Annotated in this window: 14 protein-coding genes and 1 tRNA gene; 11 read left to right on the forward strand and 4 right to left on the reverse strand. The window is 69.4% G+C overall.

The features are described from left to right. On the forward strand, window positions 1-206 hold a 206-nt coding region (locus tag QM638_RS09695; protein ID WP_415141762.1), incomplete at its 5' end, for a transposase. A 253-nt stretch (window positions 207-459) separates the two neighbouring features. Beyond that, a complete protein-coding gene (locus QM638_RS09700; RefSeq protein ID WP_415141763.1) occupies window positions 460-921 on the forward strand; it encodes a hypothetical protein in 462 nt (153 codons plus the stop codon). Between the two features lie 70 nt (window positions 922-991). Here QM638_RS09700 and QM638_RS09705 read toward each other — a convergent pair whose 3' ends face one another. Next, window positions 992-1,558 (reverse strand): hypothetical protein, encoded by a 567-nt coding sequence (locus QM638_RS09705; RefSeq protein WP_415141764.1) that lies wholly within the window; start codon window positions 1,556-1,558, stop codon window positions 992-994. 378 nt (window positions 1,559-1,936) lie between these two features. Next, window positions 1,937-2,344, reverse strand: a complete 408-nt coding sequence (locus tag QM638_RS09710; RefSeq protein ID WP_415141765.1) for a type II toxin-antitoxin system death-on-curing family toxin — start codon at window positions 2,342-2,344, stop codon at window positions 1,937-1,939. 253 nt (window positions 2,345-2,597) lie between these two features. On the opposite strand from QM638_RS09710, the gene QM638_RS09715 reads away from it, so the two are divergent. The 3 genes from QM638_RS09715 to QM638_RS09725 are packed head-to-tail and all read left to right on the forward strand — an operon-like array spanning window position 2,598 to window position 4,402. Further along, window positions 2,598-3,791, forward strand: a complete 1,194-nt coding sequence (locus QM638_RS09715; RefSeq protein WP_415141766.1) for a HesA/MoeB/ThiF family protein — start codon at window positions 2,598-2,600, stop codon at window positions 3,789-3,791. Further along, complete coding sequence (locus QM638_RS09720) at window positions 3,788-4,183, forward strand: DUF6527 family protein (protein WP_415141767.1); 396 nt, start codon at window positions 3,788-3,790, stop codon at window positions 4,181-4,183. Before QM638_RS09715 ends, QM638_RS09720 begins: the two co-directional genes overlap by 4 nt. A 9-nt stretch (window positions 4,184-4,192) precedes the next feature. Further along, on the forward strand, window positions 4,193-4,402 hold the full coding sequence (locus QM638_RS09725; RefSeq protein WP_415141768.1) for a KTSC domain-containing protein: 210 nt from the start codon (window positions 4,193-4,195) through the stop codon (window positions 4,400-4,402). Window positions 4,403-4,450: 48 nt separating this feature from the next. On the opposite strand, the gene QM638_RS09730 is transcribed toward QM638_RS09725, so the two are convergent. Continuing rightward, window positions 4,451-5,722 (reverse strand): tyrosine-type recombinase/integrase, encoded by a 1,272-nt coding sequence (locus tag QM638_RS09730; protein ID WP_415141769.1) that lies wholly within the window; start codon window positions 5,720-5,722, stop codon window positions 4,451-4,453. 113 nt (window positions 5,723-5,835) lie between these two features. After that, window positions 5,836-5,922, reverse strand: a tRNA-Leu gene (locus tag QM638_RS09735). A gap of 183 nt (window positions 5,923-6,105) precedes the next feature. Here QM638_RS09735 and QM638_RS09740 point away from each other — a divergent pair. From QM638_RS09740 to QM638_RS09765, 6 genes are all read left to right on the forward strand, one after another. Then, window positions 6,106-6,810, forward strand: coding sequence for an FhaA domain-containing protein (locus tag QM638_RS09740; protein WP_415141770.1), 705 nt, complete (start codon window positions 6,106-6,108; stop codon window positions 6,808-6,810). Next, window positions 6,810-7,298, forward strand: a complete 489-nt coding sequence (locus QM638_RS09745; RefSeq protein WP_415141771.1) for an FHA domain-containing protein — start codon at window positions 6,810-6,812, stop codon at window positions 7,296-7,298. The genes QM638_RS09740 and QM638_RS09745 overlap by 1 nt, the downstream gene beginning before the upstream one ends. Next, window positions 7,295-8,674 (forward strand): PP2C family protein-serine/threonine phosphatase, encoded by a 1,380-nt coding sequence (locus tag QM638_RS09750; protein WP_415141772.1) that lies wholly within the window; start codon window positions 7,295-7,297, stop codon window positions 8,672-8,674. Before QM638_RS09745 ends, QM638_RS09750 begins: the two co-directional genes overlap by 4 nt. Further along, complete coding sequence (locus QM638_RS09755; protein ID WP_415141773.1) at window positions 8,671-10,071, forward strand: FtsW/RodA/SpoVE family cell cycle protein; 1,401 nt, start codon at window positions 8,671-8,673, stop codon at window positions 10,069-10,071. Before QM638_RS09750 ends, QM638_RS09755 begins: the two co-directional genes overlap by 4 nt. Beyond that, the gene (locus QM638_RS09760) at window positions 10,068-11,552 is read left to right on the forward strand and encodes a peptidoglycan D,D-transpeptidase FtsI family protein (RefSeq protein ID WP_415141774.1); all 1,485 of its coding nucleotides are present in this window, start codon (window positions 10,068-10,070) and stop codon (window positions 11,550-11,552) included. The genes QM638_RS09755 and QM638_RS09760 overlap by 4 nt, the downstream gene beginning before the upstream one ends. Then, on the forward strand, window positions 11,552-12,411 hold an 860-nt coding region (locus tag QM638_RS09765; RefSeq protein ID WP_415141775.1), incomplete at its 3' end, for a serine/threonine-protein kinase. The genes QM638_RS09760 and QM638_RS09765, both read left to right, overlap by 1 nt.

Below are 12,411 nucleotides of genomic sequence, written 5' to 3' on the forward strand. Positions count from 1 at the left end.
GCCGACGTACCGACGTGGTCGGGATCTTCCCCGACCGCGGCTCGATCATCCGCCTGGTCGGCGCGGTCTTGGCTGAGCAGAACGACGAATGGGCCGACGGCCGCCGCTACCTCGGACTCGACGTCCTCGCGAAGTCACAAGCCGTCGACACCGCTACCGAGGAGGCGACCCACGAGCTGACCACCATCGCGGCCCTCACGGCCTGAACCACAACGACGAGGGATCACCCGTCGTACACCACGTCACCGGACTTGACCACGTTTGACGCTCGCTGCCGTCACCCGCGCGCCACCTGGGACGTGACGCTTGCGTCCGTCAGGCAGTGGTGCACAGTCCAACTGAGCCTCAGCGATCAGCTGGTGGACCCGAGCCTCCGACAAGTTCAGGGCAGCCGCGACCTGCCGGATCGTCAGGAGTTCTTCTGCGGCCATGAAGTAACTATCTAAGGAACTAAGACAATTGTCAGCGCGCCTGTCGACTTCTGTCGGTGGCTCCTTACACACTTACTTCATGAGTCACGAGCTTCTCTGGTCTGCGCTGAACGCCCAACAGGCGAACGCGACGCTCATCGGACCGCAGTTGCGTGCCGCTGCCGAAGAGCTCCTGCGCATGTACGTGCCCGGTCGGATGCGAGTCATGGCGCTCGATGCCGCCGGCGAGCGCATCATCGGCGCCGCACTGGCGATGCGGGACGAGCACATCGAGATGTTCGACTACACCGAGGCGTTCGCCGGGACCTCCACATGCCTCCTGATCGGCGGGTTCATCGCGGGTCCAGCCGGGGTGGAAGCTGCCGCGACGGCCGTCACCGGAGCGGGAGCGACGAGGGTGGAAGCGGCCGTCATCGGTGGCTGGTCGGCACCGATCCGCGGCGTCAGCCGTGTCAGAGAGCTCGCCGGTATCCACGTCCGCGTCGCCTAGCTCCAACTGACGCTGGCGGTTGCGCTCACGAATAGGCGTCTCACTCGCCCGGCGCTTCGAGCGGGCGAGTCTACTCGTCGTCCATCTCGCCGCGCAGCTCGGCCCAGACCTCTGAAGAGGTCAGGTCGCGCATGCTGGCGCGCAGAAGGGCGTAGAAGAGGACTCGTTCGGCGAGGTCGTCGTCCCAGCCGTCGGCGTCGGCGGCCTGCACGAACGCGCGGGCCTGCGAGAGGCGGAGGTCGGTGCGGCGCCCGATCGGGACGCCCAGCTCGTTCGCGAGCGCGAGGACGGTCGCGAACGGTGCGACGGCGAGGCGCGCAGGAGAGTCGAGGAGACTGGCGACCGCCGCGGGCCGCAGGCCGACCCGGGCAGCGGTGTCGGTCTTGTTGAACGACCGGTGCCACGCCTGGCTCAGTGCGGCGGTGAAGGGAAGGAAGGCCAGCTTGCGGTTTGAGCGTCGCTGCGGGCCGTTCTGGATAGCCGGCCGGTTCGCCTCGAGCCACTCCTGCACGCGCAGGCGGAGGTCCTCTTCGTCGGTGTACCGGGCGAAGGTGATGGGGTGGGGATGCCGCGGATCTGGCGGCTGGGTTCGTCGATGCTGAGGTACAGGATCGGGATGTTCATGCAGCGGGCCCACTCGATTTCCTGGCCGATGCCGGCGCTGGAGCCCTGGTGGGCGACGACGATCAGGCCGTCGGACTCGGTCAGTGCCTGGAGGTTGATCTCGAAGATCTCCTCCGGGCCGCGGTGGTCGTCCTCCCACGGGGAGGTGTGGTTGACCGGGGCGTAGGCGCTGACGTGCCACGGTTCGGTCGAGAAGCCGGTGGAGTCGGTGAACTCTGCGATGCACACCTCGACGACGCCGACGCGGGTCTTGATCTCCTCGGCATGGTCGGCGAGATCTCCTCGGCATGGTCGGCGAGCCCGGTCAGCGGGCACGCCAGGTACACGGACGGGACCTTCCGTACGGGTGTCAGGTCGGTGACGGTTGCTCCCGGCAGATCGGCGGACTCGGTCACTCGAGTCCGCCGATCCGCGCGGAAATCCAGTCGGTCAGTTCCTTCTCGGTGACGTTGCCGGCAGCGAGCTCCTTCAGGACGGTGACGACGTTGTCGGTGTCGTCGCTGGGGTGGCCGGTCCACTGGTACCCGTTCAGGTCGAGGTACTCGTAGAGGGCCATCAGTGCGGCACGCTGGTTGCCGTCGAGGAGGGGCCGGGTGCGGCACAGGCGGTACACGAGGGCTGAGGCCTTCGCCGCCACGGTCGGGTAGACCTCGTAGCCGTCGATGCCTGCGGCCGGCGCTTCGAGTGCTGCGAGCAGCGCGACGGTGTCGCAGGTGGCGAGGAGGTCCTGTGTGGGGGCCGCGAGAACCTGGGCGGCGATGGTGCCGTACTCCTCGATGCTCAGATGCTGGGTCCTCATCGTCCTCCTCCCGGTCTCGGTCTTGGGTGGTAGCGGTTGCTGCTCCCTCCGCGGTGGCTACTGCGCCAACCGGGCGAGGATTTCCTTGTCGGCTTCGATGCGCGCCCGGAGACGGTCCTGGAACTCCGGGTCGGCTCGTCGGGCTGCGAGGTAGTCGGCAATCGCGTCGGTGCCCGAGGGTGCCTATGTCGAGCGCAGCCCGATGGGCTTGTCGATCTCCTCGTCCGGGTGGGTGCCCGCGTTCCGTGCGGCTGTGTCGAACGATCAGGTCCCGGTGTTCGTCCACACTCACCCGCGTGGCCTTCCGGAGTTCTCCACCTACGACGACCAGGTCGACATCGACCTGGCGATCGCGGCCCGCGCGTTCGGTGCCCCGTACTACGCGGCCATCGTGATCGCCGGGACCCCAGACGCCCCGCGGATCGCCGGCCGCCTGTACGACCTCGGCGAGACCTTCGACGCCCAGGCGCCGGACTTCGTTGTCGTTGACGCCGTCCGGGTCGCCGGCGCTGGTCTTCACCTGTACCTGCCGCCGGCCGCCGACGGTGAGGAGCCAGGCGACCAGGCGAGCGAGGAGCAGCTGTCGGTGTTCGACCGGCAGATCCGGATGCTCGGCCCGGACGGCAACCGCACGTTGAAGCACGTTCGTCCCGCTGTCATCGGTGGCGGCGACACCGGGTCCGCGGTCTCCGTCCAGGTCGCACGCCTGGGGCTGGGTGAGCTCGTCATCGTCGACGACGACATCGTCACCGACCCGACCCCGACCCGCGGGCACGGCATTACCACCACCGATGTCGGCCGCCCCAAGGTGGACGCACTCGGCGACCACCTCGACGCCATCGGACTCGGCACCCCGGTGGTCCGGATCGACAAACCGCTGAACCACCTGGACGCGCTCGCGGCGATCGCGCACGCCGACGTCGTGTTCAGCTGCGTCGACGGGCACGGCGCCCGCCTGATCCTGAACCGGTGGGCGTACGCGCACATTGCCCCGGTCATCGACGTCGCCGTCCTGGTCACGCCGACCGAGCGCGAGGACGGTGGCCGGGAGGTGCAGGTCGAGCAGCGTGTCACCTGGGTCGCGCCGGGCACGGCGTGCCTGCTGTGCCGCGGCCGGATCGACCCGGGCCTCGCGGCCGCGGAGAACCTGGACCCCGAGACCCGCAAGCGTCTCGCCGGCGAGGGGTATGTGCAGGCCGTCGAGACCCCGCAGCCTGCGGTCGTCACCCTCACCACCAGCGTTGCGGCGCTCGGTGCCACGGAGTTCCTCCTGCGCCTGACCGGCCTCGGGAAGAGCGACGCCACCGAGCTGCTGCTGCGCTCCCACCTCGATGAGCTGCGCCGCGACGCCCGACCGCCGCGCGCCGGCTGCTTCTGCACTCGCGCAGCCTTCATCGGACGCGGCACCCGAATCCCGTATCTCGACCTAGTCGGGGCTCTCCAGTGAAGCGTGTCCTGGCCAACGCCCGCATCGGCGTCATCCGCGCGTACCGGCGTGCCCGCAACGGCCACGCCAAGTCCCGCATCATCCGGGTCATCATCGTCGGCGACCGCAGCGGACTGCCCGAGCGCCTCGACCCCCGCTGCGTCTACGTCCTCGGCGCGACGACACACAAGTGGGCGCTCCTCGACTGCCCCTGCGGACGTGGCCACACCATCGAGCTCAACCTGGCCAACCCCGCAAGAACACGCTGGAAGGTCACCATCAACAACGCCGGCCAGCCATCCGTCCACCCGTCCATCGACTACCGCGGCCAACCCCGGTGCCACTACTGGCTCCGGGACGGCCGCATCCGCTGGGCCCCAAACGGACGATCCGCCGCTGAACCACAACGCTAGGACAGCAACATGAACATGGTCCTCGTCGTCTCCGACAACGTCGCCTTCGTCGGCTACGGCCACGCCACCCGCACCCTGCGGGTCAAGTTCCACAGCGGCGGCACCTACGACTACTACGACGTCTCCGTCTTCCTGTACGAGGCCATGCTTCTCCCGCATCCGTGGCATCGTGTCGGCCGCCAATTCCTCGCCCACCGGTACCGGCGCATCGCGGCCTGAGTCCGGACCGGTGTTAGGCAACCTGCGCGTCACTCTGGGCGGTATGGGTTACCTGTCAACCGACGCGAGGGCGGTCTCGATGATTTCCGAGATCAGGCTGTCTGCTGCGGGGAGCAGGTGGCCGTAGGTCTCGATGGTCGTGGTGATCGACTCATGTCCCAACCGTGTCTGGAGATCGTGGAGTTGGACTCCGCTGGCGAGAAGCCAGGCGGCGTGGGTGTGGCGTAGGTCGTCGAAGAGGAACCGTGTGATGCCTTCGGTCCCCAGCTTCGTCATGAGCTTGGTCCACACGTAGTTGGAGAAGTCGTCGGGATGCCAGGGCAGTCCGCGGCGGGTGGTGAAGACGAAGGGGTCATCCGCCTTGCCGTGGACGCGCTTGGCCAACATCTCGGCCACCGTGGGCGAGACGGTGACCGTACGACTCGCACTCGGATTCGTCGGCGCGAAGAGGTAGTGACCGCGCATCGCGTGCTTGGCCTGAATCTGGCGTGCCAGCCGTCCGGACACCTCCAGTCCGCCGGCGTGGTCGTGCTTGCCGCTGCGCTTCCACGCCTTCGTGACCCGGATCGTCCGCTCCGCCACGTCGACATCTCCAGCCCATAGCGCGGTGATCTCGCTGAAGCGCAGTCCCGTGGCCACCTCCACGGCCAGCAGATCCCCGTGAGTGCCAGCCAGGTCGATCGCGCGGGCCATCTCGCCTCGGGTCAGCACCCGCATCTTCGTCGGTGACCCTGCGGCGGCCCGACGGACACGCGAGGCGTTCAGTGTCAGCTCCGCCGTCGGGTCGACCTCCACGTGTTGGTGTTTGGCGGCGTAGGCGAACACCTCACGAACCAAGCCGAAGTACTCCTCCTTGGTCTTCACCGAGCGATCCCACCCCGCCAGCCACGCCTCCAGGTCCGCGCTGCTGATCTGGGTGATCGGCCGCGCGAACAGATATCCGCCGCCGACCTTCGTACGCGCCAACACCCCGAGTTGAGAGAGGTACCGCTGGCGCTGCCTCGCGGTCAGCGCGACGAGATGGCCCAAGTGGGCGTCGCCGACCTCGCTGAACCGCAGCTCCTCCGACCGGTTCCCTGTCCTGGTCGGCCAGTCCAGGGGCCGGACGAACCCGTAGCCCTTGACCCACCCGTTGGGCCAGCGTTGGCCCGCGGCATCGACCAGCTCCTTGAAACCCTCAGCCCGCGACAGGTTCTGGGCGTCACTGCCTGCGGCGAACGTCTCCGACTGATAGGCCCCCGAACGACCACCACCCAGTCGCCACACCACCGTCGCCGAGACGCCGCCATCGGCGCGCTCCCGCTTCAGGATCCAGGCCATCGGTCACCACCGAGCAAGGGAGTTGGTGCTAACGGGGTGCTAACACACCGGTCCATTCTACCTGCGTAAACGAGTAAAGCCCCAGGCAGACCTGGGGCTTTACATCAATCTATTGGTGCGCGAGGGGGGAGTTGAACCCCCACGCCCTTTCGGGCACACGGACCTGAACCGTGCGCGTCTGCCTATTCCGCCACTCGCGCATGCCTCGACCTTGATCGAAGCACCCGAAGGCTATCCCAGGGCGCTGACGTAACCCAAACCGAGACAGCCGGTTACACCTCGGGCGGCGCGCTGGCCGCGGCATCTGTGGCGTCCACCGATACGATCGGTGCCTGCCCGGCGCGGAGCCCGGGGCCGTCGTGGTGCAGGAAGGAGACTGAGCGTTGGGCGCACTGCAGAAGTTCGAACGCCGCTTGGAGTCCCTGATCTCCGGTACCTTCGCGCGGGCCTTCCGGTCGGCGGTGCAGCCGGTCGAGATCGCGGCGAGCCTGCAGCGCGAGGTCGACAACAACGCCCAGATCCTCAGCCGGCAGCGCCGGCTGGCGCCGAACATCTTCTACGTCGAGCTCTCCTCCAGCGACATGGGCCGGCTGGCGCCGTACGACTCCACCCTGGCCGACGAGCTGAGCCACCAGCTCAAGGAGTACGCCGAGCGCCAGGGTCTGGTCTTCCCGGGCCCGATCCGGATCAACTTCGAGGAGCACGACGACCTCACCACCGGCCGGCACCACATCCGCAGCGAGGCGCAGGCCGCCGTCAGCGGCGACGCGATGACCGACACCCAGGTCCGCCGGGCGACCGCCTATCTGGAGGTCAACGGCACTCGCCACCCGCTGCACGGCAGCATCGTGGTCGGCCGCGGCACCGAGGCGGACCTGCGGATCAACGACCCCGGCGTCAGCCGCCGCCACGTCGAGTTCCTCACCCGCATCGACCAGCAGCCGCCCACCGTCGAGGTCCACGACCTGGGCTCGACCAACGGCATGCTGGTCAACGGCCAGAAGATGGGCAGTGCGATCGTCGACGACCGCTCCCAGGTCCGAGTCGGCAGCACCACCATCACCGTCCACATCGTCCAGGGGGCCTGATGAGCGAGCTGACCCTGTTCGGCATCCGGATCGCGTTCCTGGCGATCCTGTGGATCTTCGTGCTCGCGGCGATCTCGGTGGTCCGCTCCGACATGTTCGGCGCGCGCGTGCCCGAGGCCGCCCGACCCAACGCGACCGCGCCGCCCTCGCGCAAGCAGAAGAAGGCCCAGAAGTCGCAGCGCGCCCCCCGGCGGGGCGTGCCCACCCAGCTGGTGGTCGTCTCCGGATCCAACGCCGGCACCGGCGTGCCGCTCTCCGCGGCGCCGATCCTGATCGGCCGCGGCGGTGACGCCCAGATCGTGCTCGACGACGACTACGTCTCCACCCGGCACGCGCGCGTCGCGGTCTCCGGCGACCAGTGGTTCGTGGAGGACCTCGGCTCCACCAACGGCACCTACATCGGCTCGGTCCGGATCACCCAGCCGACCGCCATCTCGCTGGGCACCCAGGTCCGGATCGGCAAGACCATCCTGGAGCTGCGGAAGTGACCCAGGAGCCCGAATCGCCCGAGACCCGCCCCGACCTGCGGCTCTCCTACGCCGCGACCTCGGACGTCGGCCGGGTCCGCAAGGACAACCAGGACTCCGGGTACGCCGGCCCGTGGCTGCTCGTGGTGTGCGACGGCGTGGGCGGTGCGGCACGCGGCGACATCGCCTCCAGTACGGCGGTCCAGCAGCTGCGCAAGCTCGACCGGCGCCCGGACCCGGAGCTGGACAGCGGCGACCTGGTCGGCGTGGTCTCGCACGGCCTGCACATGGCCCATGACCGGATCGGCGAGCTGGTCGACCACGACCCCAGCCTGGACGGCACCAGCACCACCGCCACCGTCGGGCTCTTCGACGGTCACCGGATCGCGGTCGGACACGTCGGCGACTCGCGCGCCTACCTGTTCCGCGACGGCGAGCTCACCCTGATCACCCACGACCACACCTTCGTGCAGACCCTCATCGACGAGGGCCGGATCACCGAGGACGAGGCCAAGACCCACCCCCACCGCAACCTGATCCTGCGCGCGCTCGACGGCCGCCGCGAGCTCGAGCCCGACCTGCTGGTGCTGGACCTGCAGCCCGGTGACCGGCTGATGTTCTGCAGCGACGGGGTGAGCGGCGTGCTCGCCGACGCACGGATGGCCGACGTGCTCGGCACCGGCAGCCCCGACTTCGCCGCCGTCGAGCTGGTCCGGGTCGCGCTGGAGGCCGGCAGCAGCGACAACGTCACCTGCCTGGTCGCCGACGTCCTCCCCGCCGGCGCGGCCGGTGGCCCGGCGGCCGCCGTCGAGCCGTCCACCGACACCCGTCCCACCCCGATCCCGGGCCACCCCACCGGCGTGACCACGGTGCCCTCCGACGAGGCCGACGGCATCCTGGTCGGCGCGGCCGCCGAGCTGCGCCGCAAGCTCCCCTCGATGACCGGGCTCTTCCGCGGGCACCGGATGGGGGACACCGGGGAGCTCGAGCCGATCACCGACGACGACGTACCGGCCGACGCCATCACCGCGGACCCGGAGGAGCTGCGCTACGCGCTGCGACCGCCGCGCCGCTTCGTCTGGCTGCGCCGGATCTTCGCCCTGGTGGCGGTGATCGGCGTGCTCTGGGTCGCGGCCGCGGCCGGCTGGGCCTGGACCCAGCAGCAGTGGTTCGTCGGCGAGAAGGACGGCAAGGTCGCGATCTACCGCGGCGTGCACACCACCCTGCTCGGCCTCGACCTGTACGACGTCTACCAGACCTCCGACCTCGACCTGTCCGACCTCGCCGACGTCTACCAGAGCCAGGTGAGCGACGGTCTGCATCAGGACAGCCTCGCCGCGGCCCGGCGCAAGGTACAGGAGCTGGCCGACGACAGCGCCGCGGAAGACAGCCCATGAGCGCCGCCACCACCTTCGTCCACCGCCGCCGGCGTGGCGCCGAGCTGGTCCTGCTGTTCCTCTCCCTGTGCGTCGGGATCGGTGGCTACGCGGCCGTCGGGCTCTGCCTGACCGGCACGGTCCCGACCGACATCTGGGGGTACGGCGGCTGGCTGGTCGCCCTGATCGTCGGCGCCCACCTGGTCATCCGCTTCACCGCGCCGTACGCCGACCCGGTGCTGCTGCCGGTGGTCGCCACCCTCAACGGCTTCGGTCTGGCGATCATCCACCGCCTGGACCTCTCCGCGGGCGACTCGTCCTCGGACTACTGCACCGCCGACACCTTCGGCCGCCAGCAGCTGACCTGGATGACCATCGGCGTGATCCTGTTCGCCGTCACCCTGATCGCCGTCCGCGACCACCGCCGGCTGCAGCAGTTCACCTACACCTCCGGCCTGGCCGCCGTCGTGCTGCTCCTGCTGCCGATGCTGCCGGGCATCGGCGCCGGCAAGAACGGCGCGCAGATCTGGATCAGCGTGGGCGGGATGAGCTTCCAGCCCGGCGAGATCGCCAAGGTGCTGCTGGTGATCTGCTTCGCCGGCTACCTGGTGCTGCACCGCGACGCGCTCGCGCTGGCCGGTCGCCGGGTGCTCTTCGTCGACCTGCCGCGCGGCCGCGACCTCGGCCCGATCCTGCTGATGTGGCTGATCAGCCTCGGCATCCTGGTCTACCAGCAGGACCTCGGCTCCAGCCTGCTCTTCTTCGGCCTGTTCGTGGTGATGCTCTACGTCGCCACCGAGCGCCGCGGCTGGATCGTGGTCGGCGCCGGCCTGTTCGCCCTCGGCGCGCTGGCCGCCAGCCAACTGGTCGCGCACGTGCACCAGCGGGTCGAGATCTGGTTGCACCCGTTCGCGCACTACAACGACGTCGGCGGGTCCTACCAGCTGGTCAACGGCCTCTTCGGCCTCGGCTGGGGCGGGCTGATCGGCCGTGGGCTCGGCAACGGCCAGCCCTGCCTGGTGCCCTACCCGCAGTCCGACTTCATCGTCGCCTCGATCGGCGAGGAGCTCGGCCTGACCGCTCTGTTCGCGCTGGTGCTGTGCTACGGCATGATCGTCGAACGCGGCCTGCGGACCGCGGTGATCTGCCGGGACGACTTCGGCAAGCTGGTCTCGGTGGGGCTCTCGGCGATCTTCGCGCTCCAGGTCTTCGTGGTCGTCGGCGGGGTCACCAACCTGATCCCGCTGACCGGGCTGACCACCCCGTTCCTCTCCTACGGCGGCTCCAGCCTGGTGGCCAACTGGGTGGTCATCGCGCTCATGATCCGCATCTCCGACCAGGCCCGCCGACCGCTGCCGGCACTGCTCAGCGACGACGAGGCCGCCTCCGATACGACCCAAGTGGTGAAACTCCCGTGAACCGCCCGATCCGGACGCTCAGCATCTTCTGCCTGTTCCTCTTCGTCGCGCTGCTGCTCAACATCACCTACGTGCAGTTCGTGAAGGCGGACAGCTACAACGACAACGCGGAGAACAGGCGGGTGACCCAGGAGGCCTTCTCCCGCCACCGGGGCGCGATCCTGGCCGGCAAGCTGTCGATCGCCAAGAGCGTGAAGAGCGACGATCAGTACGAGTGGCAGCGGACCTACCCCAAGCCCTACGAGTACGCGGCCGTCACCGGGTTCCTCTCCTACGCCTACGGCCAGTCGGCGATCGAGCACTCGCAGAACGACATCCTCTCCGGCGAGGACGACCGGCTGTTCACCAACCGGCTCATCGACCTGGTCTCCAACAACGAGCCCGAGGGCGGCAACGTCGAGCTCACCATCGACCCCGCGGTGCAGGACGCGGCGTACAAGGGCCTGACCGCGCTGGGCAAGGGCGTGGAGGGCGCCGCGGTGGCGATCGAGCCGAAGACCGGGAAGATCCTGGCGATGGTCACCACGCCGTCGTACAACCCCAACAACCTGGCCTCGCACAACCTCACCAAGGCCCAGCAGGCCTGGACCCGGCTGAACTCGACCAAGAAGTCCCCCGAGCAGCCGATGCTCAACCGCTCCGCGCAGACCACGCTGCCGCCGGGATCGACGTTCAAGCTGGTCACCGCCGCCGCCGGGATCGAGGACCTCGGCCTGACCCCCGACTCGATGGTGAACGGGAAGTCCAGCCTCGACGTGCCGGAGACGAACAAGGACCTGCACAACGAGAACGGCTACAGCTGCGGCGGCCTGGGCCAGAGCAAGGTCTCCCTGACCACCGCGCTGGACTACTCCTGCAACGTCGCCTTCGGCGATGTCGCCCTCGACCTGAGCGATGCCCAGCTGCGCAAGATGGCCGAGAAGTTCGGCTTCGGACAGGACTACCTCAGCCAGGTGCCGACCGCGACCAGCCGCTTCCCCTCCGGCAAGCTCGGTCCCGCCTACCGGGTGCTCTCCGCGATCGGGCAGTACGAGGTGGCCGCGACCCCGCTGCAGATGGCGATGGTCTCGGCCGGCATCGCCAACGGGGGCACCGTGATGAAGCCCTACCTGGTCAACCGGGTCACCTCCTCCTCGCTCGACGTGATCGACACCGGCAACCCGACCGAGCTCGACGACCAGCCGGCGATCTCGTCCAAGACCGCCGACTACCTCACCCAGATGATGGAGAGCGTGGTCGAGGAGGGCACCGGCACCGCGGCGCAGATCTCCGGGATCACCGTGGCCGGCAAGACCGGTACGGCGCAGAGCGCCAAGGCGCGCTCGCCGTACGCCTGGTTCACCGGGTTCGCGCCGGCGGAGAACCCCAAGATCGCGGTGGCGGTGATGGTGCAGAAGAGCGGCACGGCGCGGAGCGACGTCGCGGGCGGTTCCCTCGGCGGGCCGATCGCGAAGGCGATGATCGAGGCGGCGGTGAACTGATGGCCAGCAGATACGTCTTCGGCGAGCTGATCGCCACCGGCGGGATGGGCGAGGTGTGGCGCGCCACCGACACCGCCCTCGGCCGCGAGGTCGCCATCAAGCTGCTCAAGCCGGAGTACGCCGATGACTCGGTCAACCGCTCCCGGTTCGACTCCGAGGCCCGGCATGCGGCGGCGCTGCACCACCCGCACGTCGCCGCGGTCTACGACGTCGGCGAGATGCCGACCGCCAGCGGCCTGATGCGGCCCTACCTGGTGATGGAGTACGTCGAGGGACAGCCGCTCTCGGCGCTGCTGCCCGGGCCGCTGGACCCGGACGCGGTCCGGGACCTGCTCGGCCAGGCCGGCGACGCGCTCGCCGCCGCGCACCGCGCCGGGATCGTGCACCGCGACGTGAAGCCCGCCAACCTGCTGGTCACCCCCGATCGACAGGTCAAGGTGACCGACTTCGGCATCGCCCGGGCGGCGTCCTCGGGAGCGATCACCGGCACCGGCCAGGTGATGGGCACTCCGCAGTACCTCTCCCCCGAGCAGGCGCGGGGCGAGGCCGCCACCCCGGCCTCGGACGTCTACGGACTCGGCGTGGTCGCCTTCGAGTGCCTGGCCGGCTATCGGCCGTTCCAGAAGGAGTCGCCGGTGGCGACCGCGATCGCGCACCTGCACGACCCGGTGCCGCCGCTGCCGGAGACGGTTCCCGCCGATCTGGCGGCCGTGGTGATGCGTGCACTGGCCAAGGACCCGGCCGAGCGCTACCCGGACGCGGCCGCCTTCACCGAGGCGTTGCGTGCCACCGCGCCTGGGGCGGCCGGGGCGACTGGAGCCGCGGCGACCGTGGTGGCCCCGGCCGCCGCACCGGCCAC

It is taken from the genome of Nocardioides sp. (assembly GCF_047606145.1).
GTDB lineage: Bacteria > Actinomycetota > Actinomycetes > Propionibacteriales > Nocardioidaceae > Nocardioides.

Excerpts from the sequence above, each read along its gene's own strand:
- QM638_RS09755 (WP_415141773.1), top strand. The coding sequence starts at position 8,671 with ATGAGCGCCGCCACCACCTTCGTCCACCGCCGCCGGCGTGGCGCCGAG.
- QM638_RS09745 (WP_415141771.1), top strand. The coding sequence starts at position 6,810 with ATGAGCGAGCTGACCCTGTTCGGCATCCGGATCGCGTTCCTGGCGATC.
- QM638_RS09710 (WP_415141765.1), bottom strand. The coding sequence starts at position 2,344 with ATGAGGACCCAGCATCTGAGCATCGAGGAGTACGGCACCATCGCCGCC.
- QM638_RS09725 (WP_415141768.1), top strand. The coding sequence starts at position 4,193 with ATGAACATGGTCCTCGTCGTCTCCGACAACGTCGCCTTCGTCGGCTAC.
- QM638_RS09730 (WP_415141769.1), bottom strand. The coding sequence starts at position 5,722 with ATGGCCTGGATCCTGAAGCGGGAGCGCGCCGATGGCGGCGTCTCGGCG.